Below are 19,211 nucleotides of genomic sequence, written 5' to 3'. Positions count from 1 at the left end.
TTTATCCTAACTTCTGTGCCAAGAGACTTTAGGCAGAATTTGTTTTTTATCAACTCGTTTCTGATATTTGATGGCAAAATTTAACAGAGAATCAAGTAAAGAATCAGAGAGCAAGTGAGGCTGTAAACCTAAATCTAGCAATTTGGTGTTTTTAGCGTTGAAGTAATGTTCTTCTTTCTCAACTCTGGGATTATCTAGGTGATTGATTTCTACGTTCAATCCGATAGCGTTACCAGCTTTTTTTACCATCAATGCCAAGTCGCTGACGCTGAATTGTTCGGTAAATTGGTTAAATACGCGGAATTCACCAGCTTCGGCAGGGTTAGCGATCGCTAATTCCACACATCGTACTGTATCCCGAATATCCAAAAATCCGCGAGTTTGCCCACCTTTACCATAGACGGTTAGGGGGTGTCCAATTGCTGCTTGAATACAAAAGCGGTTCAGTGCTGTACCAAACACACCATCGTAATCCAATCGGTTAATCAATAGTTCGTCCATCCCCGTTTCTTCGGTTAAGACGCCGTAAACTACACCCTGATTTAAATCCGTTGCCCGCAATCCCCAAATCCGGCAAGCAAAGTGGATATTATGACTGTCATGGACTTTGCTTAAATGGTACATCGAACCGGGCTGCTTGGGATAAGGCAGGGTATCCTTGCGTCCATTGTGTTCAATGGTGATGTACCCTTCCTCTATGTCGATGTTGGGTGTACCGTATTCACCCATCGTCCCCAGCTTCACTAAATGACAGTCCGGGAAATCTTCCCGCATAGCGTACAGTAAGTTCAACGTACCAACTACATTATTGACCTGGGTGAGAACTGCATGTTCTCGGTCAATCATGGAAAATGGAGCCGAACGCTGTTCACCAAAATGTACTAGGGCGTTTGGCTGAAATTGATGTAATGTTTTCTGGAGAAACTCGTAATTAGTAATATCGCCGATGAACAGATCGATAGATTTACCAGTCAAATCTTGCCAGCGCTGGAGGCGTTGCTGAATCAGTGCGATCGGCGTGAGAGTTTCGACACCAAGTTCATTATCCCAGTGCCGCCGCACCAAACTATCTAAAATTCCAACTTCATAACCTCGATTGGAAAGGTAAAGAGCAGTTGCCCAACCGCAATATCCATCACCACCAATAACCAGGACTTTCATCTTCACCAGTTTTTACTTGCTGATAGCTAAATCTATCAGGTTTCTGTCCCCTCTCAATCATCATTGTGGCGGAGATATGGATTTTAGTGGAATGGGGAGTGAGAATTTTAGATTTTAGATTTTGGATTTTAGATTGAAATTTAACGCGGTGTGCAACTTTTTCTCAAACCTAACCCCCAACCCCTTCCCTACTAGCGTTGGGGAGCAAGACTTAAAGCCTCTCTCTGGTTGCCTAACGGCAGGCTGACGCCAACGGGGAGAGGAATGGAAGCGGGGTTTTAAGAATAAGTTGCACATCGCGTAATTTAATCCAAAATCTAAAATCCAAAATCCAAAATTGAATTGCCCAATGCGCGATATTTCAAGACTTGGAAATCCGATACTGCTGGGCAATGTAATAAAACAAACGATAGTAATATTGAAATTTTTGGCTTTTGCTTCGTCCCTGCCAACAGTATTTCACTTGACTCTGAGTTAGTGTCAGTGTCATCGAACCTATTCGTTGATCAACTTCTACAACCATCACCCCAGATACCCCTTGGGCGGTCTGAAAGTTGGGTTTTATCTTTTTTACGGACTCTTGGTTTGTAACAATCGAATTTGGTAACTGCTGGCTTGCCCACCCCCGAATTTCCACTGAGTTATCCTGTTGTGAAATAAACGCAATTCCATCATCATTTGCTGGGGCTGCTAAAGAAGTCCAGTTACTCGGATATGGAAATTCAAAGCCATAACGAGAGTTGGTATAAGTTTTCCACGCGATCGCTCCAGCATTAAAATCAGATGCAGTACAACCCCACAGAATTATAAACAGGGTAATGGCTCCGCTAACGCAGGCGGCAAAGCGATTAATTCTTCGCCCTAAACTACAGATTTTATTAGCAGTAGCCATTTACATTACACATTTTGCCAAAGTTACTGATTCTAATGGCACATATATTAACGGCGCGAAACTTCAACCTCAAGTTTTTTCCCCACTGCAAACGGGAGACAGAGTTTCCCTTGGGCAGGGACACAAAATAACTTTCATGTTTAGGGTGCAGCAACACTCTGCATCTGCCACAAAAAATCCTACACCCAACTTTGCGCCAACAGAAATTACAGCACCTACCATCGCTAAAGAAGAGGAAGATCAAGTAATCCTTGCCAGTAAGCTTATTAGCTTAGGACTAATCCTAGCAGGATTACATTTTTAAGTATAAGCATTTATATCAGTGTTTATTTACGTAGCACACCTGGAATTTTGCTATGTATGGGAGGTATGGTAGCTCTGAATTGGGGTGGGCGCGATCATCGGAAACTGCTGGGATGGGTGTTGATTGGGATCGGAATTGCTCAATTCCCATTGAGGTTTCAGGTGTTGATTGCGTAAGTCCTGATTTTGAGAGCTTCCTAGTCAGCGATTTATCAGTAAATTAAACAGCATTTCATCTGAAAATATAAAGAAATGTAACGAAAATAGCGGCAAAACGTTTTGCCGTCTTGACAACCAATAAAAGAACCGATAACTTGATATACATACCCGGGTAAGACCGTTAAAGAGTTATATGCAAACGCAAACTAAGCAAAAGGTCACTTTGTATTTATCGCCAGAGTTGCACAGAAAACTGAAGATTCGTTCAGCAGTCGATTGCGAACCAATGTCAGAACTTGCCGAACGTGCCATCGTGTTTTACCTATCTAATGCAGAATTGGTTGACGAGGCAGAAGATTCTTCTTATGGGCGGACTCATAGAGTTTATTCGTGTCCAACTTGTGATAGCTCACTAGTCTTACGTGATGGTGAACTGGTTGTTTTGGGCAATCAACCAGGATTAGTTGGTCAACACCATCTTTCCATTGATGAGATGGACGAAGATGAAAGCTATCCCAAAGGTGAGGAAGAGTTAGTTCCTTGCTAGAAAATAGATAGCAATTATGAATTAATTATTCATGATTAGGTTGTTTTTACCAGAAGCAATGTCTCTACTGTCTCTATAAGGTCTCAAGTAGGTCGATGTATGAAAGAAGAGCTCAATATCCTAATTCAAGCTCAATACCCTTTAATCTACCTTGTGACCTCCGAGGAAGAGCGGGCTGAGCAAGCAGTTTCCACAATTGCCCAGTTGTTAAAGCCCCAGCGTCGCGTATTTGTTTGGACAGTAACACACGGGATTGTGGAGTATGGTCAACCCCGAAATGTCACCCAACATAATACCGTGTCTCCAGAGGCGGCGATTGAGTGGATAATCCGGCAAAAGGAACCTAGTATATTTATTCTTAAAGATTTACATCCATTTATAGATGCGCCTGCAACCAACAGATCGTTGCGTGATGCGATCGCTAGCTTCAAAGGTACGCAAAAGAATATTATTTTGATGTCGCCGATGCAGCAAGTGCCTATAGAACTGGAAAAGGAAGTTGTCGTTCTCGATTTTACATTGCCAGATATGGCTGAGTTGAATAAAGTACTAACTCACCATATAGAGCAAAATCGTGGTCGGCGGGTGACAACAGAAGCCAGAGAAAAACTTCTCAGAGCCGCTTTGGGTCTAACTAAAGATGAAGCTGAGAAAGTCTATCGGAAGGCACAGGTAACTACAGGGCGTTTGACGGAAGATGAAGTAGATATCGTTTTATCTGAGAAAAAGCAACTAATTCGGCGCAATGGGATCTTAGAATACATTGAAGAAGATGAAACCATTGATGCTGTAGGTGGCTTAGAAGAGTTAAAAAGATGGCTCAAGCAACGCTCTAACGCTTTTACAGAAAGAGCGAGAGAGTATGGTTTGCCTCAACCAAAGGGGATGTTAATTCTCGGAGTTCCCGGTTGCGGTAAGTCATTAATCGCCAAAACTACTTCCCGGCTGTGGGGTTTACCACTGTTGCGGTTGGATATGGGGCGAGTCTACGACGGCTCAATGGTGGGACGAAGTGAGGCAAATCTGCGGAACGCCCTAAAAACAGCAGAATCTATTTCCCCAGCGATTTTGTTTATCGATGAATTGGATAAATCCTTTGCTGGTAGTGGAGGTTCCTCCGATTCTGATGGGGGGACTTCAAGTAGAATCTTCGGCTCTTTCCTCACATGGATGCAAGATAAGAAATCACCAGTGTTTGTGATGGCAACCGCCAACAGAGTAGAACGCTTACCTGGCGAGTTTTTGAGGAAAGGACGCTTTGATGAGATTTTCTTTGTGGATCTGCCAACACCAGAAGAACGGCAGCAGATTTTCAATATTCACCTGACGAAGCGCCGTGAAGATATCTCTAGATTTGACCTTGAGCAACTAGCGAAGATGTCTGATGGCTTTTCTGGGGCAGAAGTTGAGCAAGCGATCGTTGCGGCAATGTACGAAGCTTTTGCCCAAGATCGGGAGTTCACCCAACTAGATATTATTGCTGCACTAAAGGCAACATTGCCGCTGTCTCGAACGATGCAAGAACAAGTAACGGCTCTGAGAGATTGGGCCAGACAGCGCGCACGCCCCGCAGCATCCTCCGTAGCTGAATATCAGCGAATGGAGTTTTAAAAGCTTTCCTCTGCCATCCCAGGGGGAAAGGCTAGCTCTTAATGCTAGCAGTTATAAGAAAAGCCGCATCCTGTTAAGCGCGGCTTCGCCCAAAACAAACCGTTGTCGTTTTTCTCAATCTTCTCATTGGAGGAAACCCCAAATGTCTCACTTTAGCACCCTGCGTACCAAAATCACCGATGCCGAAATCCTCAAGGCTTCCTTGCGCGACTTAGGTATCAGCGTAAAGACTGAAGCTGATGTCCGTGGTTATAACGGTCAGCGTGTCCGTTCTGACATCGTTGCTATGTTGGATGGCGAATATGACCTCGGCTGGTCTCGCAACAGCGATGGTTCTTTTGACCTAATCGCTGACTTGTGGGGAGTTGCTAAGAAGCACAACCAAACCGAGTTGATCAACTCTATCAACCAAAAGTATGCAGTTAACAAAACTTTGGCTGAAGTAAAACAACGCGGTCTACAAAACGCCAATGTGAAGTTGGTATTGCAATAACCATTTCTCTGCGCGTTCCCAAAGCTGCACGGGTTAACTATCTAAATAGCGGTTAACCCGCTTTTTTATCGGGATTGAGATTTATTTCTCAGTCCCAATTTTTTTCATCAAGCTAGTTTTGAATATCCTATTTTGAAAAGCTTTATAGTTCCTTTTGGATATTTGCCATTTCTTCTTCTAACTCAATATTTGAAAACTGTGTTCTGTTTGTCTGTTGCTGAAGCCTTTTTAGTGCTTGCTCCATAATAGGAAGATGATGAGTAACCGTAGAAATTCCTCCACCACAACTAATTCCGTTAAATGTATCAGTCACTTTAACAAATATTTGCTGTGTGATTTTGGCAATATACTCTTCTTTAGTAGAGTTACCATCTAACCTTATGAGCGTTATCTTTGCTCCATCCGCTGCTATTCGCGCTCCTTGTTGAAGACCTATTGTCGTTACAATTATTCCACGTTTCGCATTAGTCTGCTGAATTCTGTAAGCAAATCCGTGTACTTCCTCTTGAGCTAAAGACTCTTTCTTTTTCCTGCATTCAACTAAGACAAGTTTCTCATCACTCATATCATAAGCACTAACATCTACCTCGCACTCGCCACCATCATTCTTTTTTAATTTCCTTTTATCCTCGTTGACTAAAGATAAACCTAAATGAAATTTAATATCGTCAATAAGTTGCCTGGCAACATCTTCATACCTTTCCCATTCTTTTTTTGCTGACATAAATTATTTACTCAGAACATCGTTTATTGGATAGTTTTACCAACTATAGGACTCATATCTGATTTTTGAACAATATTTCAGATAAAACCTTTACAAAACAACCTGACTTAAATCCAAAAAAAAACCAGGTAGCAACGATTCACCATAAAGTGTCTTAGGATTATCTAATTTTTCAACTGCAATATTAGGACGATAAATCAAAACTTGGGGTTGTTTTCTATCAATTAACCAACCAAGTTGCGTCCCATTATTTATATACTCTTGCATCTTGTCTTGTCAAACTTGCAAGCGATGCCTACGGCCGTAAACTACGCTCTGGGAACGCAATTCAATCACGAACTCAGGACAAATCGGTGCAAACTTTTTTCGCAGTTCCGGTGGTATCGCTTCCCAACGATCGCGTTTTATCCACGCCGCATCTGGAGAAGACACCGCACCATTAGGCAAAGTAAACCCACCACTGGAACCAAACCCTACACCTGTACCATGTTGCTTTGTCCATACCCACAACTGCCCAACTAAGTTAAAATTGCGTTCATCAGTTTCGGAACCAGTAGGGGGCATAATCAGTAATTCTCCAGCAGGATTACGTTCGATGCGAAAATCACGGTTTAGCTGACAAAACTCGTAAAACTGGTCTTCGGTTAGTGCGATCGCAGGTTGCAATTGCAAGACCATTGGTATAATTTCTGTGGCTACAGGTAAGTTTGTATTCATATTCATTTTTGGGGACTTCACCTGTCTTCAGGATATATCTTGGCAAAATTTTAGGGGTGGTTTCGTAACCACCCCTTTATTCCCCTCATATTTAGAATTTAGAAATGCTGACATTAAACAATCCGGTTGACAATTGTCCAAACTTCCCCATCTGATCGGACATGGGGAAGGGAGATTGTCTTAAACTTAGTAATGAAGGGCTTGCAACAAACCTGCCAATACATTGGACTGAATATGACAGAAATTGAGTTTAGTGTTTTAGCCCGTGAATGTCTTTCATAACGTATTCCTGTCCAAGCTAGCTTAAAAGCTAAGATTATACGAGTTCTCCCATGATAGGTTATGACTGGAATTGATTACTAAAGGCAAGCAAAATTATGTTCACCGATCGCAAAGGACAAAAAGTACCCAATGTCACTTTCCATACTCGCAATAATAACGACTGGGTGGATGTGACAACCGATGAATTGTTTGCTGATAAGACAGTGGCTGTCTTCTCTTTACCGGGTGCTTATACTCCAACTTGTTCATCAACTCATCTCCCTGGCTACAACGAATTGGCTAAGGTTTTCAAAGAAAATGGTGTCGATGACATTATTTGTATTTCTGTGAATGATGCCTTTGTGATGAACGAATGGGCAAAGGATCAAGAGGCAGAAAATATCACACTAATTCCTGATGGTAATGGTGAATTTACTGAAGGCATGGGTCTGCTGGTAGATAAATCAGACTTGGGGTTTGGCAAGCGATCGTGGCGCTATTCTATGCTGGTGAAAGATGGTGTAATTAACCAGATGTTTATTGAGCCAGACGAGCCAGGAGATCCCTTTAAGGTGTCCGATGCCGAAACAATGCTCAGATACATCAACCCCCAAGCAGTGAAGCCTGAAGTAGTTTCCCTATTTGCGAAAGTCGGTTGTCCTTTCTGTGCCCGTGCTAAAGCGATGCTCAAGGAACATGGCATTAACTACGAAGAAATTACCTTGGGTAAGGATATCACCACACGTTCGTTAAAAGCAGTTACAGGTGCGACAACAGTTCCCCAAGTGTTTATCGATGGTAAATTAATTGGTGGTTCTGAGGCACTAGAAGCCTACTTCGCTGCTAAATAGGTTTCAGTTGCGGCGCACAGGCGTTACCAAAATCATGGTATTTTTTACCGCAGCCTGATTTTTGAGAATTGAGAGTCACAGATCCCTGACTTCTTTGAGAAGTCGGGGATCTTTTTTTTCAAAAGTCAGCAGTTAACAAATCTTTAGATGAGTAAGTGTATTTTTGCCCAGTTACTCAATACTGATCATATAAAATTGATTCGGATTAAATTTCCATTTATTTAAAAGACAATATGTTTGCCAGAATCCGCCGTCTTTTGAGTCAATTTTTTAGTAAATCACGGACAATCAACAACGAACCACTGAATAAAGTTAGCTTAATTGTCATTATTTTAATTGATATTTTTATCTTGATGAATGTTTTTGCGGGACTGGATGATATTAGCAGATGGTATATCAGCCCGGATAAGGCTTATCCATGTTATTCAGAGTGGCAAGATTACCAGACAAAAACCACTAAAGATAAAGACTATGAAATTGTTAGACTTTCATTGCCAAATAACACGAAGTATCAACTCAGTTTTCAGCGAAACTATCAACAAGTCGAAGTAGGACATTTGGGTAAGGTTTTTAAAACTTGCTTGCAATATGCCGATTACAAAGATAAGATTAACAATCCTGAAAAACAGCAAATCGTCAAAACTATTGATCAGAAACAAGCGAAAATCAAGACATTTGAACAAGACAATCGCACTATTCAAGCCCAATATGACTCAACGCTTTTAGAAAAAATTGCCGGTCATGGTCGTGAACAATCAATTAATCAAGTCAGTGCTGAAAAAGCTAAACAGGCATTAGAACAAAATAATCGCCAAATTTCTACCCTTAATCAAGAAAATTCTACTCTTAAAAATGAACTGCTTGCCAAACCGGAAAGCATTAGTTTTATAACCTTTCTTAAAGATAACAATCAATTCCGGGAAGTTGAGAAAGGCTATAAAAAGGCGTCATTTCAGTATCCAGGTATCCAGCTTGCTTTTCAGTCCCTCTTTCTTCTACCACTGATTCTTATTGCCTTATCAGTTCACAAATTTGCCCAAGGAAGAGGATATGGACTCGTCTCGTTAATTAGCTGGCATTTGCTAGTTATCTTTTTTATCCCACTAATCGTTAAAATATTTTAATTTCTTCAAATAGGTGCAATATTTGAATTTCTCTTTAAGATTATTAGCATCCTTTTTGGTGGTTTGCTTTTCCTGCTCAATTATGTTTATATCTTAATGATTCCAATTATTGGTTTTGGAATTATCCAGTTTTTTCAAAAATTTGTCTTTAATGCTAAAGTCCAGGCAGCTAGCAGAGTTCAAAAATCACGCTGTGTCAATTGCGCTAAGAAAATTCAACATCTTGATAGTTACTGTCCGTACTGTGGTTATTATCAATATATTGAATGCCAAAACTGTCATAATCTTACTTATAAACATTTGTCGTATTGTAAACTTTGTGGAACTTCTCAAGATTCCAGTAATTTGTAATCACTGAAGTCGTTTATTAGTCTTTTTAACTTAGATATGGAAAAAGTGAAAACAGCCAAGAAAGAGAGTCAGTCGCCTGTTTCTTTTCTGAAAAACCTGTTGATTGCGCGTTGGCGATCGCTCTTACTCCTCTTGATCGGAGTATATTTACCTTTGCAGGCGTTTGAAATCCTGACAGTGAAGATATGGCAAAATCAAGCTGGCTTACCGTGGGATGTGCCTATTCTGTTAGCAGTTCATTCTACAGTCAACCCACAGCTGGATGTTTTAGCAGTGACACTAGCGATAATTGGCTTGCCTTGGACGGCCATACCGATTTTAGGTGCGATCGCACTCATATTATTACTTCAAAAACACTGGCGATCGCTAGCTTATTTACTAACCGCCTCAGTCGGAAGCATCATCATCAATCGCACAACAAAGGAATTAATGCATCGAGTCCGTCCACAATTGTGGCAGTCCATTGCACCTGAGTCTAGTTTTGCATTTCCCAGCGCTCATGCCATGACGAGTATAACTCTGGTAGCAATTTTGCTATTCTTAACTTGGGCTAGCTCCTGGCGCTGGTTGCTTCTCATATTCGGCAGCTTATATGTAATAGCTATTGCGTGGTGTCGTCTCTATTTGGGGGTTCACTTTCCTAGTGACATTCTCGCGGGTTGGATGGTTGCATTAGGTTGGACAATTGGCGTCAGTCTAATTATCAAACCCTATAGAACTAAAGCCAAATCCGTAGATGGCGAACGCCTTGAAGATGAAACTAGCTTACTCCCTGAAGAAAAAAAGTTAATAACTGACGAGTGATATTATGTCCGCTTAAAGACTTATTATTTAGGCTGACGCACAAATACGGAAACACAAAAAGATTTTTTTAATGATAAATGATATGAAAGCTTGTTGCTGTATCCATCACTAACAAGATATATTTACATATACAGATTATGAACAGAAGATCACGTTGATTTCTCTAACCATCAATAGGGGTGGTTAAGAAACGAATAGAGAATCTGTAATACCACAAAAAGTGAGCGTCACAAATAATTTTACTATTTTGGCAATCACATTGAAGCACATTAAAGTCAGCAATTGGAGTCAAGGATAGATTTATATGCGTTTGCCAATCGCAATTAGTGCCCTTTTAGTGGCATCTTTAGGTTTGAATGCACCTGTTATGTCTCAACCTCTTATACAGGTAGCGCAAACACCAGCATTGACTAGTTTCACCTTTGAACAATTTAAGATTAATTACAAATTATGGAGACGGCAAAGAATCCCTAACTATCGCTATGAATTCACTAGAAGTTGCTTTTGTTTCCCCAAAGCCACAGAACCAGTGATTATTGAAGTACGGAATGGTGTTACAACTTCTATTACTTCTAATGAGACTGGTTTACCAGTAGATGGACAATTGTTTCAAAAATACAATACTATTCCTAAACTCTTTAACATCATTAAAAATGCGCTCATTAAGAAAGCGGCAAATCTGACTGTACAATATGCTCCGATAATTGGCTACCCAACTCAAATTAACATTGATTATAATAGTCAAATAGCTGATGATGAAATCTTTTTCACAATTAAGAATCTGCAAAAAATCAACTAAATATGGCTAACGAGAGCATTCATATTATATAGCAGTTCTCAATTGCATAGAATACAGCCCATTCGGTTATTAGTAATATTTTCAAAGGTTAAGGGGAAATCCAAACCTTTCCCCATACCCTCAAGATATTGAAATACACCCACAAATAAATTATGAACCTTGAAAAAGGTCATTAATGGAACTTATACTCTGTTTAATTTGTTCTGTCAGAGAAGTTCTTAATAAGTTAAGGGTTTCGGCTGAAAAATTGAGTAATCCCAAAGCATATAATAGGCTCGAAATCCCAATAAATAGAGCCAAAAATCTCCCAAAACAACCGGGATTAATTTCAATAAAACCTAATTTAGATTGCCCGATGACAGCAATCGTTATAAAAACAATTCCTGCTATTAAAAATGTGCTATTTGGAGTTAAATCTGTCATTTTCCTCTTAAGATGCCTCAGTACTTTTATTGTAGCTATTATGAGTTCAAATTTTTGCCCCGGCTATATGCAAAAACATAAAAATTTTGCTACTCAACATCTACACACCCTACCCTAAAGAGGCTCTAGCTATTCCAATCTCGGTGCTAGATCTCATCCTATGCTATGATTTAGAAAGATATATTCTGATTTTGAAACCTATTGAGCGATAAATACCGTTGATTGTCTCAATTGTATATAAATCTTTCTATTTGGCTTAGATACCGAAGGACAAACCAGATTTAGCCAGAAGCGAACTGACTGATGTACCTCTAGGAGAAATCAGCTATTGTTAAGTTGCAGCTGATTCAAACCTGAATTTTACTTTTTAGTATTTTGCTGAAACTATGCAGTGGTAAAACTTTCAGCATCAAAAAGCCAAAATGTTATCACTCCTGTAATAGACTTTGTTTTATTTTATAGATTAAGCTACACTAAGCCGATAGGAATAGTGGGTTTTTATGGAAAGCGTCCAAAACGTCAGTCAAGACTTGAATGTAGCAGGAGACACAACTCTGGAAGACTTACAACAGTCTACCCCAGAAGTGTTCAAAAAAGACATTTTCAAAAAACTCAGAGGTGGATTTTTTCTGGTACTGGGATATTTATTGTCACCACTATGTTGGTGGAATGACTTACTATTCAATCTGCCAATAGCTTATGGTTTTGGGTATGCGTGTAGTTTACTTTCCCCAAAATTACTTCTACCTTGTTCAATTATCGGATACTGGCTTTCTAATATTGTGGGAATTCTCTTGATGCAATTCGGTTCTAAGGACATTTTGCAAAAAAAACCTCAAGAACATAACCTCAAAAAAGAATTAGTCACGGGTCTAATTTCTTCAACAGTTTATACTCTGTTAATTATGCTATTAATCCAGTTGAAGATTCTGGATTCTCCCATTTTATTCTCCAACGGTTAATTTAGTTTCTCACCTTTATACAAATGAATCGATTAGACATCTGGTGAAATTAAATATGCATTATCTAGAACCCTTGTAGAGACGCGAACTTTCGCGTCTCTACATTCTTTTTCGGAGATGTCTATTGTAGAGGCGCACATCTGTGCGTCTCTATGTATAAGCAGATATTTGATTAAAAAGAATCTCAATTTTTATCAAATTTCAAAATTTCACTTAAATTAAACAATTTTGGAGCCTCCTTACTTACAATTAATGGCAGCTTACCATTCCATTTTTCTATTGCTTGCCTTTGCAGGATTTCTGGAGTTAAGCCATCACGTAATAATCTGTGCGCCTCAGCCTCTCCTTTTGCTAAATTAACTTTTGCCTCAGCCTCTTTTGTTGCTTTCAGCGCGATAAACTCTGCTTGTTTTGCTTCTTGTTCAGCAATCTGCTTCGCCTCCACCGCTTCACCAAATCGTTCTGAGAAATGGACATGAACTAGAGAAATATCATCAACTGCAACGTGATAGCTAGCCAGTCGTGTGGACAATGCATCATCTATTGTACTTTTTACCTCTGCTCGTTTAGTAATAATTTCTTCAGCAGTATACTTTGCCATTACTGCTTTTAGTATTTCTTCAACTGCTGGATTAATAATGCGAATGACTACATCTTGTTCATCTCCAATTTCTTGAAAAATTGTATTTGCTTCTTGGGGAATAATATGCCAATTGAGAGCTACATCGGTAAAAACATTTTGTAAATCTTTGGAAGAAGCCTCAGCCGAAATTTCCTGTTTTTGGACTCGAATACTCAATTTTTTCACCGTATTGACTACAGGAATAATTAAGTGAAGTCCTTCTCCTAATATTTGGTTTTGTACTTCGCCAAATTTCATCAATACACCACGTTCACCTGCATTTACAATTACACAAGGTGTGAGGAAGAGAGTTATCAGGAACAAAAGAGCAGTCAGTTTACCGGCGCTATTAAAAGTTGTAATTTTTCTCATGTGTATGAAACATATATGCGTCTTGCATAGAGGCACATATTTAGGAGTTGTGGGCTTCTTCCTGTCATGGTCTTATAACTTTGGCTCTAAGTCAATTTTTATGTCACTCTAGCCAAGCTAACAAATCAGTATTACCAATAGGTAGCAAGTGCTTGATTGAGCAGTTAATCTGTTCAATATACAGGCATATAGGTAAGCCACCAATGTGTACTTTACTACCCCAAATTGGAAATAGTGAAGGTTAGGGTAGCTTTATGTTTACCTAAATCACTGTAATAATATCGAAAAACCGTAGTATTTGAAAAGATAAGTTTGCCCTTAATTAAGTAAAGCGGCAGGGCAATCACACTGCTAATAATCAAAAAACGTGCCCAGATGCTTCCCCAAGCATGGAGAATATGATCATTGGCGAGAAATTTGTCATGAAGCAATGGGAGCAGCAATGACAGTTTTTGAAGGCTATAGGCGACAGTATTTTTATGATAAATGGATGAGGGTGCAACGCTCGCAATCCATGTATTACATTTAGCTGATCTTTTTGTTTACTAAACTCATCAGCTGCTTATCCAAGCCCATGAGGTAATCTCTACCGTAAGCTCCATTCTCTAAGCCTGTAACGAGATGATTGGGAATGTCTTGTCTAATTTCCTCGCTACAAGAAGCAGCAGCTAGGGCGATGGCAGCTACTGTATCTACATCCCCAGTAAAAGCGATACAATCTTGTAAAAGTTCGCTCATAGTGTCATTTCGCATCACCGCAGTAATCGCTGCCCTGACACTCATCCAACCTTTGGACTTTAACTTTACCTTCCCACGGTTTAGACCACTCCCCAGATACATAACCTTCTAGAAACTGTCCTAATTTGCGTTTTGCTCCCAGTCGATAGATAAAATAATGTGACATCAAAGCAGCCGCAACGGCAGCATTGATCCCATCAGGTGTATTATGGGTAATTGCCGCTTGAATTGTTGTCACTTCAATGACTTTCTCTGCTGTAGGATAAATACCTATGGGCGCTGCACGCATCGCCGCCCCACTTTTATCGCTGTCAGGGCGAATTTTGGTTAAAAACTCTTGCCCATCCTGAATTTCTACTAAAAAATCGTAGAAGTTTCTAGCATAACCCTCTCTGCGATCGCGTTTAAAGGCTTTAACAAAACTATCGGCTAAAACTTCTGGTGTCCAAGGCACTTGAGCAACAATCACCTCCGCAATGGCAATGCTCATCTGGGTGTCGTCAGTGTAAGTGCCAGGGATGAGTCGAAAACGCGGATGTTCGACGTATCGACTCAAATGGTTGTTAACGATCATCTCGTCTGCATATTCAAAGCCTGCACCGTAGGCATCTGCGATTGCTAACTCTAGCAGCATATGGGTATTAGACTAAAAACGGACGCGCCAGAAAAAAGCTAGAAACTGATTTAGCATCTACCGGCTCTCCCTCCAGAATAGCTTTCTCTAATTCTTCGGGAGTCAAAAACACAGTTTCAATATCCTCGTCTCCATCTTGTGGTGGTGGTGTCTCCAGCTTTTCTAAATCTCGCGCCAGAAAAGCATAGATAATCTCATCAGAATAGCCGGGAGCTAGGAAAAATTCGCCTAGTTTGTCCCATTTTTGGGCACTATGCCCAGTTTCTTCTGCGATTTCACGCTGTATTGTCTCTAAGGGATCTTCATTTGGTTCCACAGTTCCCGCTGGAAATTCTAATATTCGTCCTTGAATTGCAAAACGATACTGGCGCACAAGTACAAGTTTGCCCTCTGGTGTCACCGGCACTGCTAGAGCGCCACCAGGGTGACGAATACATTCCCATTCTCCTTCCGATTTATTCGGCAAACGCAAGCGATTGACTTCAAAATCAAACTTACGTCCTTTATAAAACAGGCGTTGTTTAAGCAGTTGTGGTAATTCTCTACCTAATGGCATAGTATAATCTTGATTATCTTATATATGAATACAGAGGCCAAATCAGCGTTCTTCTACGTTTAGGGATGGTAATTTTAATTGCCCATCAATAAATGTACATCAGAAGAGTCTACCTCTTTCAGCAGTTCTTTAATAACACACCCAGAAACAGGTTCTATCCAGTCTGGGGCAATTTCCGCCAGTGGTACTAACACAAAGGCCCGATCGCGCATTCGTGGATGGGGAACCTGGAGTTTTGGTGTATCGATAATCAAGTCATCGTATAATAACAAATCCAAATCTAGGATTCGTGGCCCCCAGCGTTCCTGACGCACACGCCCAAATTGTTGTTCAATTCCTAACAAAATTTCTAATAACTGCTGGGCTGTGATTTCTACCTGCAATGTGACGCAGCCATTTAGGTAATCTGGCTGTGGTGGCCCCACGGCTTTGGTTTTGTACCAATTGGATTTGGCTTCTAAGAGAATACCTGGCGTTTGGGCTAAAGTCTCTATAGCTGCTTCTAAAATTGTCTGTGAATCGCCGATATTACTACCAAGTGCAAGGGCGCTGCGTCTCGGCTTTGCTTCGGCATAACCAGCACTTGGACAAAGCTCAGTGACCACCCCAGGCATCGCACTCTCCTTAATTAGTTATCAAAATTGCAGCATTTTTACAAAACTAAATTGACGAAATCTAAAAAACATTATTTTCTGGTAAATTTAATTAATTATTTATAGGATATTATACTAACACTATGGTAGTCCGCTAACCCCAAAACTGATTAATGGTGGTTAGATAGTTTTTACTACTTTGAGCGAGGAACTGACGTGGGGAAGCTTACCTCCTGGTTCAAGCGAAGACCAACCAATTAGAGTGACTCTGGACAAGGAGGAACAAATGAGAGCTTACCACCAGCACATGTGGCGCAGCCGAGGCAGTTACTGAGCAAAATGAAAATTTTACCATCTAAAAAGAGGGGCAATCAGGCAACTGGCGGTAAACCACTCTATCGTCGCATCTGGTTTTGGGCAGGCTTGGGTGTAGGTGGTGGCATAGCTGCCTTGTTCTACGGTGTAAGTTTAATCGATCAGACTTTGCCAGATCAGGCACAGTTGAATGCCGTGCTGAGAGAGCAAACACTGACCATCAAAGCTGCTGATGGCACCATATTACAACAACAAGGTGAAGCGACTAGAGAACAGCTAAAACTAGAACAAATCCCAGATAATTTAAAAAAAGCTTTTATCGCCTCAGAAGATAGAAGGTTTAAGCAACACAACGGAGTTGATCCTCAAGGGATTGTGAGAGCGAGTTGGAATAATTTGCGATCGCAAGGTGTGGTAGAAGGTGGTAGCACTATTACTCAACAGCTAACGCGGATTCTGTTTTTGAAACAAGAGCAGACAATCTGGCGCAAACTCAAAGAAGTCCGCCTAGCACAAAAAATGGAGCAAGAATTAACCAAAGATCAGATTTTAGAGCGTTATCTAAATCTGGTTTATTTGGGTTCTGGAGCTTATGGTGTGGCAGATGCAGCCTGGGTATACTTTAGTAAATCACCAGATCAGCTTTCTTTGGCAGAAATGGCAACGATTGCGGGATTAGCTCCCGCCCCCAGCTTGTACGCCCCAGACAAGAATCCAGTAGCGGCAAAACGGCGGCGGGACTTAGTATTGCAACGGATGCAAGAAGATGGAGTTATTACGCCAGAACAAAGGCAGGCAGCGCTTCAGGAGCCACTAACCCTCAAAAGCAGTTTACCTAAGAGGTTGCAAGTAGAATCACCCTACTTTACCAGTTACATCCAAAAAGAATTGCCGAAGTACGTTTCCCAGGATGTGCTAAAAAGTGGAGGTCTAGTTGTGGAAACCACGCTAAATCCAACTTGGCAGAAGGTGGCAGACGAGGCAGTAGCTAAAACACTGCGAAATCAAGGACGCTGGGAAAACTTTAAGCAAGCAGCAATGGTGGCCATTGACCCCCGAAACGGTGAAATTAAGGCAATGGTTGGGGGAAAAGACTTTGGTAAAAACCAGTTTAATCGCGTTACTCAGGCACAACGGCAGCCAGGCTCGACATTTAAAGGGTTTGTATATGCCACTGCGATCGCTAGCGGTAAAAGCCCCTACGATAGCTATGAGGATGCACCCCTTGTAGTAGATGGGTATGAACCAAAAAACTATGGTGAAAACTTCCACGGCTCAATGAACATGCGAGATGCCCTCACCCGCTCTATCAATATTATTGCGGTGAAGGTGTTGATTGATGTGGGATTTACACCAACGATTAAACTTGCCCACGATATGGGGATAAAATCTGAACTCAAGCCCACCTATTCTTTAGCACTCGGCTCGAATGAAGTGAATCTACTGGAATTGACCAGCGCTTATGGCAGTTTTGCTACTCAAGGATTGCATACAGAGCCTCATGGTATTAGCCGCATCATCAACCGCCAAGGCAAAGTAATCTGGTCAGCTAATTTCAAGTCTAAACGGGCCCTTGACGCTGACAGTGCCGCCATCATGACTTGGATGCTACGCAACGTCGTAGAAGCGGGGACTGGTGGTGCTGCCCAATTAGGTAATAGAGCAGTTGCTGGCAAGACCGGCACCTCTGACGAAGCCCGCGATTTATGGTTTATTGGCTACATTCCCCAGATGGTGACAGGGGTTTGGCTAGGTAACGATGACAACCACCCCACAGACGGCAGCAGTGGTAGTGCGGCTTATACCTGGCACGAATTTATGGAAAAAGCGGCAGAGGGGATGCCAGTAGAAAAATTTCCCAAACGACCCAAGTTAGAAGGTCGTAAAGGTACTATCAAAGCCCAGTCCATTAAGCCCAAACAATTGCTGAATCGTTCTATATCCTCTGATGATGACTCAGAAGGGAAAAGTTCTAGAAATTCTAATTCTGAAGATAGTGGTTCATCTAACAGACGTAGAAGCAGGAGGAGCTATTCTCAACAAGAACAGCAATCTAGCGATTCTACCTCAAGACGGAGAAGGCGCGATCGCAGCGAAGAATCAAGTTCCAGTAACTCTTCTTCAGAATCATCTAGTTCACGGCGGCGAACTAGAAGAGTAGAATCTGATTCTTCCCCGGCTCGAAGAACTCGGCGATCTTCCTCTCCCGCAAATAGTTCCGGTTCTTCAGGTTCTTCAGGTTCTTCAGGTTCTTCATCATCACAGCCTAGCTGGCGGGATAAACTTAGACCTCCTCAGCAATGAGCAGTGGACATTAGGCATTCTACTTTTGCTCAAACTAAACTCCGGGGGGATGTTAGGTGATACGCTCATCTTATAGTGTATTAAATACTGTTACTTAGCCTTGGAGGATATAATCATGGATTTATTGATGCAAACAGCAGCACCAGCCATAGATGCTGCTCCTCATTTTCCCTTCGCTTTCACCTTGGTGTATGTCGTTGGTTTTATTGCTGCTGTCAGCATTGGTTCAATAGCTTGGTACAACTCGAAACGCCCCGCAGGTTGGGAAAGCAAAGAGCGGCCTGATTTTGTGCCTAAGATAGAGAAAGAAGAAACTCCGGGTCTAGGTGAACCGAAGTCAAAGTAGTGATGAGTGATGAGTGATGAGTGCTGAGTTTAATTGCCAAACTTAAAAAAATCATCTAAAGACGCGATTCTTCGCGTCTTATCAACTCATAACTCCCTGTTAGTTTTGCACTTCAACCCAACGGCGGTAGAGCTTTTGAATTTGTTTGAGAAGCAGATTGTGAGCTGGTTGACTGGAGTCAGTAGGCTTGGCTATATCCTGCAATTGGGTCAGGAGTCTGGCTTCTTCGACGGCAACTTCGCCATCGCTATAAATTAACCCACTGATGGCTTCAATCAGATTTTCACAATCTTCATGGCTGGGACGATCGCCTAAATACTCCCGCACCCAGTCATAGCACTCTTTTGGTTCTACAGGAACTAATTCATACAGCCAAGGCTTAATTTCTGGATCGTTAGCCAAACCTTTTGCTTGAGCTATTTCGCGCAAATATTGCCGTTCTTCTGGCTGGATTTTGCCATCAATCCAGGCTGCTCCAATCAGGATTTTAACTAAGTTTTTCACATTGGAAGGGGAAACCATTGCTGCCTCCTCTGGTAGATTCAGTCC

General features: G+C 41.3%; 20 protein-coding genes and 2 pseudogenes. 11 read left to right on the top strand and 11 right to left on the bottom strand.

Annotated features, from left to right (window positions below):
• Positions 1-6 precede the first annotated feature (6 nt).
• Both PUQ00_RS11230 and PUQ00_RS11225 read right to left on the bottom strand, forming a co-directional pair.
• A complete protein-coding gene (locus PUQ00_RS11230) occupies positions 7-1,161 on the bottom strand; it encodes an NAD-dependent epimerase/dehydratase family protein (protein ID WP_300416102.1) in 1,155 nt (384 codons plus the stop codon).
• A 361-nt stretch (positions 1,162-1,522) separates the two neighbouring features.
• A complete protein-coding gene (locus PUQ00_RS11225) occupies positions 1,523-2,053 on the bottom strand; it encodes a hypothetical protein (protein ID WP_300416100.1) in 531 nt (176 codons plus the stop codon).
• Between PUQ00_RS11225 and PUQ00_RS11220 the strand changes: the two genes are divergently transcribed.
• The 4 genes from PUQ00_RS11220 (at position 1,980) to PUQ00_RS11205 (ending at position 5,166) form a co-directional block, all read left to right on the top strand.
• A complete protein-coding gene (locus PUQ00_RS11220) occupies positions 1,980-2,357 on the top strand; it encodes an FHA domain-containing protein (RefSeq protein WP_300416098.1) in 378 nt (125 codons plus the stop codon). The two genes, PUQ00_RS11225 and PUQ00_RS11220, sit on opposite strands and share 74 nt — an antisense overlap.
• Before the next feature lie 351 nt (positions 2,358-2,708).
• Positions 2,709-3,062 carry a hypothetical protein gene (locus tag PUQ00_RS11215; RefSeq protein ID WP_300416096.1) on the top strand — a complete coding sequence of 118 codons (354 nt, stop codon included), beginning with the start codon at positions 2,709-2,711 and terminating at the stop codon, positions 3,060-3,062.
• A 99-nt stretch (positions 3,063-3,161) separates the two neighbouring features.
• A complete protein-coding gene (locus tag PUQ00_RS11210) occupies positions 3,162-4,673 on the top strand; it encodes an AAA family ATPase (protein ID WP_300416094.1) in 1,512 nt (503 codons plus the stop codon).
• Positions 4,674-4,815: 142 nt separating this feature from the next.
• Positions 4,816-5,166 (top strand): DUF1257 domain-containing protein, encoded by a 351-nt coding sequence (locus PUQ00_RS11205; protein ID WP_012407317.1) that lies wholly within the window; start codon positions 4,816-4,818, stop codon positions 5,164-5,166.
• A 142-nt stretch (positions 5,167-5,308) separates the two neighbouring features.
• Here the strand turns inward: PUQ00_RS11205 and PUQ00_RS11200 are convergent, their stop codons facing one another.
• A complete protein-coding gene (locus PUQ00_RS11200) occupies positions 5,309-5,890 on the bottom strand; it encodes a restriction endonuclease (protein ID WP_300416092.1) in 582 nt (193 codons plus the stop codon).
• A 90-nt stretch (positions 5,891-5,980) separates the two neighbouring features.
• A pseudogene (locus PUQ00_RS11195) lies at positions 5,981-6,607 on the bottom strand (Uma2 family endonuclease).
• A gap of 377 nt (positions 6,608-6,984) precedes the next feature.
• Here PUQ00_RS11195 and PUQ00_RS11190 point away from each other — a divergent pair.
• The 4 genes and pseudogenes from PUQ00_RS11190 to PUQ00_RS11175 all read left to right on the top strand — a co-directional run bounded on the left by PUQ00_RS11190 (position 6,985) and on the right by PUQ00_RS11175 (position 10,797).
• Positions 6,985-7,719, top strand: a complete 735-nt coding sequence (locus tag PUQ00_RS11190; protein WP_300416090.1) for a glutathione peroxidase — start codon at positions 6,985-6,987, stop codon at positions 7,717-7,719.
• Between the two features lie 233 nt (positions 7,720-7,952).
• Positions 7,953-9,194: pseudogene (locus PUQ00_RS11185) on the top strand (hypothetical protein).
• 36 nt (positions 9,195-9,230) lie between these two features.
• Positions 9,231-9,998 carry a phosphatase PAP2 family protein gene (locus tag PUQ00_RS11180; RefSeq protein WP_300416088.1) on the top strand — a complete coding sequence of 256 codons (768 nt, stop codon included), beginning with the start codon at positions 9,231-9,233 and terminating at the stop codon, positions 9,996-9,998.
• A gap of 304 nt (positions 9,999-10,302) precedes the next feature.
• Positions 10,303-10,797, top strand: a complete 495-nt coding sequence (locus tag PUQ00_RS11175; RefSeq protein WP_300416086.1) for a DUF6174 domain-containing protein — start codon at positions 10,303-10,305, stop codon at positions 10,795-10,797.
• A 150-nt stretch (positions 10,798-10,947) separates the two neighbouring features.
• Here PUQ00_RS11175 and PUQ00_RS11170 read toward each other — a convergent pair whose 3' ends face one another.
• On the bottom strand, positions 10,948-11,220 hold the full coding sequence (locus tag PUQ00_RS11170) for a hypothetical protein (RefSeq protein ID WP_300416084.1): 273 nt from the start codon (positions 11,218-11,220) through the stop codon (positions 10,948-10,950).
• Between the two features lie 500 nt (positions 11,221-11,720).
• Here PUQ00_RS11170 and PUQ00_RS11165 point away from each other — a divergent pair, with 500 nt between their 5' ends.
• On the top strand, positions 11,721-12,182 hold the full coding sequence (locus PUQ00_RS11165; protein WP_300416082.1) for a hypothetical protein: 462 nt from the start codon (positions 11,721-11,723) through the stop codon (positions 12,180-12,182).
• 184 nt (positions 12,183-12,366) lie between these two features.
• On the opposite strand, the gene PUQ00_RS11160 is transcribed toward PUQ00_RS11165, so the two are convergent.
• The 5 genes from PUQ00_RS11160 to folK form a co-directional block, all read right to left on the bottom strand.
• On the bottom strand, positions 12,367-13,176 hold the full coding sequence (locus PUQ00_RS11160; RefSeq protein ID WP_300416080.1) for a prohibitin family protein: 810 nt from the start codon (positions 13,174-13,176) through the stop codon (positions 12,367-12,369).
• Positions 13,177-13,701: 525 nt separating this feature from the next.
• Entirely contained in the window at positions 13,702-13,914 is a 213-nt protein-coding gene (locus PUQ00_RS11155; protein WP_300416078.1) for a hypothetical protein, read from the bottom strand.
• Positions 13,915-13,918: 4 nt separating this feature from the next.
• The gene (locus PUQ00_RS11150; protein WP_300416076.1) at positions 13,919-14,548 is read right to left on the bottom strand and encodes an ADP-ribosylglycohydrolase family protein; all 630 of its coding nucleotides are present in this window, start codon (positions 14,546-14,548) and stop codon (positions 13,919-13,921) included.
• Positions 14,549-14,555: 7 nt separating this feature from the next.
• Positions 14,556-15,104 carry an NUDIX hydrolase gene (locus PUQ00_RS11145; protein WP_300416074.1) on the bottom strand — a complete coding sequence of 183 codons (549 nt, stop codon included), beginning with the start codon at positions 15,102-15,104 and terminating at the stop codon, positions 14,556-14,558.
• Between the two features lie 74 nt (positions 15,105-15,178).
• Positions 15,179-15,718: a 2-amino-4-hydroxy-6-hydroxymethyldihydropteridine diphosphokinase gene (folK, locus tag PUQ00_RS11140; protein ID WP_300416072.1), complete on the bottom strand. Its 540-nt coding sequence runs from the start codon at positions 15,716-15,718 to the stop codon at positions 15,179-15,181.
• Positions 15,719-16,036: 318 nt separating this feature from the next.
• Between folK and PUQ00_RS11135 the strand changes: the two genes are divergently transcribed.
• On the top strand, positions 16,037-18,316 hold the full coding sequence (locus tag PUQ00_RS11135; RefSeq protein ID WP_300416070.1) for a transglycosylase domain-containing protein: 2,280 nt from the start codon (positions 16,037-16,039) through the stop codon (positions 18,314-18,316).
• A gap of 115 nt (positions 18,317-18,431) precedes the next feature.
• Positions 18,432-18,662 carry a hypothetical protein gene (locus PUQ00_RS11130; RefSeq protein WP_300416068.1) on the top strand — a complete coding sequence of 77 codons (231 nt, stop codon included), beginning with the start codon at positions 18,432-18,434 and terminating at the stop codon, positions 18,660-18,662.
• A gap of 99 nt (positions 18,663-18,761) precedes the next feature.
• Here the strand turns inward: PUQ00_RS11130 and PUQ00_RS11125 are convergent, their stop codons facing one another.
• Positions 18,762-19,184, bottom strand: coding sequence for a TerB family tellurite resistance protein (locus PUQ00_RS11125; protein WP_300416066.1), 423 nt, complete (start codon positions 19,182-19,184; stop codon positions 18,762-18,764).
• Between the last annotated feature and the right edge of the window lie 27 nt (positions 19,185-19,211).

The sequence above is a fragment of the Nostoc sp. S13 genome (assembly GCF_029379315.1).
In the GTDB taxonomy this organism is placed as follows: Bacteria; Cyanobacteriota; Cyanobacteriia; order Cyanobacteriales; family Nostocaceae; genus Nostoc.
The sequence above is the reverse complement of the archived record's forward strand: the minus strand, read 5'-3'. Positions and strand labels throughout refer to the sequence as shown.

Coding starts and splice junctions, on each gene's coding strand:
- PUQ00_RS11230 (WP_300416102.1), bottom strand. CDS start 1,161: ATGAAAGTCCTGGTTATTGGTGGTGATGGATATTGCGGTTGGGCAACT.
- PUQ00_RS11220 (WP_300416098.1), top strand. CDS start 1,980: ATGGCTCCGCTAACGCAGGCGGCAAAGCGATTAATTCTTCGCCCTAAA.
- PUQ00_RS11225 (WP_300416100.1), bottom strand. CDS start 2,053: ATGGCTACTGCTAATAAAATCTGTAGTTTAGGGCGAAGAATTAATCGC.
- PUQ00_RS11215 (WP_300416096.1), top strand. CDS start 2,709: ATGCAAACGCAAACTAAGCAAAAGGTCACTTTGTATTTATCGCCAGAG.
- PUQ00_RS11210 (WP_300416094.1), top strand. CDS start 3,162: ATGAAAGAAGAGCTCAATATCCTAATTCAAGCTCAATACCCTTTAATC.
- PUQ00_RS11205 (WP_012407317.1), top strand. CDS start 4,816: ATGTCTCACTTTAGCACCCTGCGTACCAAAATCACCGATGCCGAAATC.
- PUQ00_RS11200 (WP_300416092.1), bottom strand. CDS start 5,890: ATGTCAGCAAAAAAAGAATGGGAAAGGTATGAAGATGTTGCCAGGCAA.
- PUQ00_RS11190 (WP_300416090.1), top strand. CDS start 6,985: ATGTTCACCGATCGCAAAGGACAAAAAGTACCCAATGTCACTTTCCAT.
- PUQ00_RS11180 (WP_300416088.1), top strand. CDS start 9,231: ATGGAAAAAGTGAAAACAGCCAAGAAAGAGAGTCAGTCGCCTGTTTCT.
- PUQ00_RS11175 (WP_300416086.1), top strand. CDS start 10,303: ATGCGTTTGCCAATCGCAATTAGTGCCCTTTTAGTGGCATCTTTAGGT.
- PUQ00_RS11170 (WP_300416084.1), bottom strand. CDS start 11,220: ATGACAGATTTAACTCCAAATAGCACATTTTTAATAGCAGGAATTGTT.
- PUQ00_RS11165 (WP_300416082.1), top strand. CDS start 11,721: ATGGAAAGCGTCCAAAACGTCAGTCAAGACTTGAATGTAGCAGGAGAC.
- PUQ00_RS11160 (WP_300416080.1), bottom strand. CDS start 13,176: ATGAGAAAAATTACAACTTTTAATAGCGCCGGTAAACTGACTGCTCTT.
- PUQ00_RS11155 (WP_300416078.1), bottom strand. CDS start 13,914: ATGAGCGAACTTTTACAAGATTGTATCGCTTTTACTGGGGATGTAGAT.
- PUQ00_RS11150 (WP_300416076.1), bottom strand. CDS start 14,548: ATGCTGCTAGAGTTAGCAATCGCAGATGCCTACGGTGCAGGCTTTGAA.
- PUQ00_RS11145 (WP_300416074.1), bottom strand. CDS start 15,104: ATGCCATTAGGTAGAGAATTACCACAACTGCTTAAACAACGCCTGTTT.
- folK (WP_300416072.1), bottom strand. CDS start 15,718: ATGCCTGGGGTGGTCACTGAGCTTTGTCCAAGTGCTGGTTATGCCGAA.
- PUQ00_RS11135 (WP_300416070.1), top strand. CDS start 16,037: ATGAAAATTTTACCATCTAAAAAGAGGGGCAATCAGGCAACTGGCGGT.
- PUQ00_RS11130 (WP_300416068.1), top strand. CDS start 18,432: ATGGATTTATTGATGCAAACAGCAGCACCAGCCATAGATGCTGCTCCT.
- PUQ00_RS11125 (WP_300416066.1), bottom strand. CDS start 19,184: ATGGTTTCCCCTTCCAATGTGAAAAACTTAGTTAAAATCCTGATTGGA.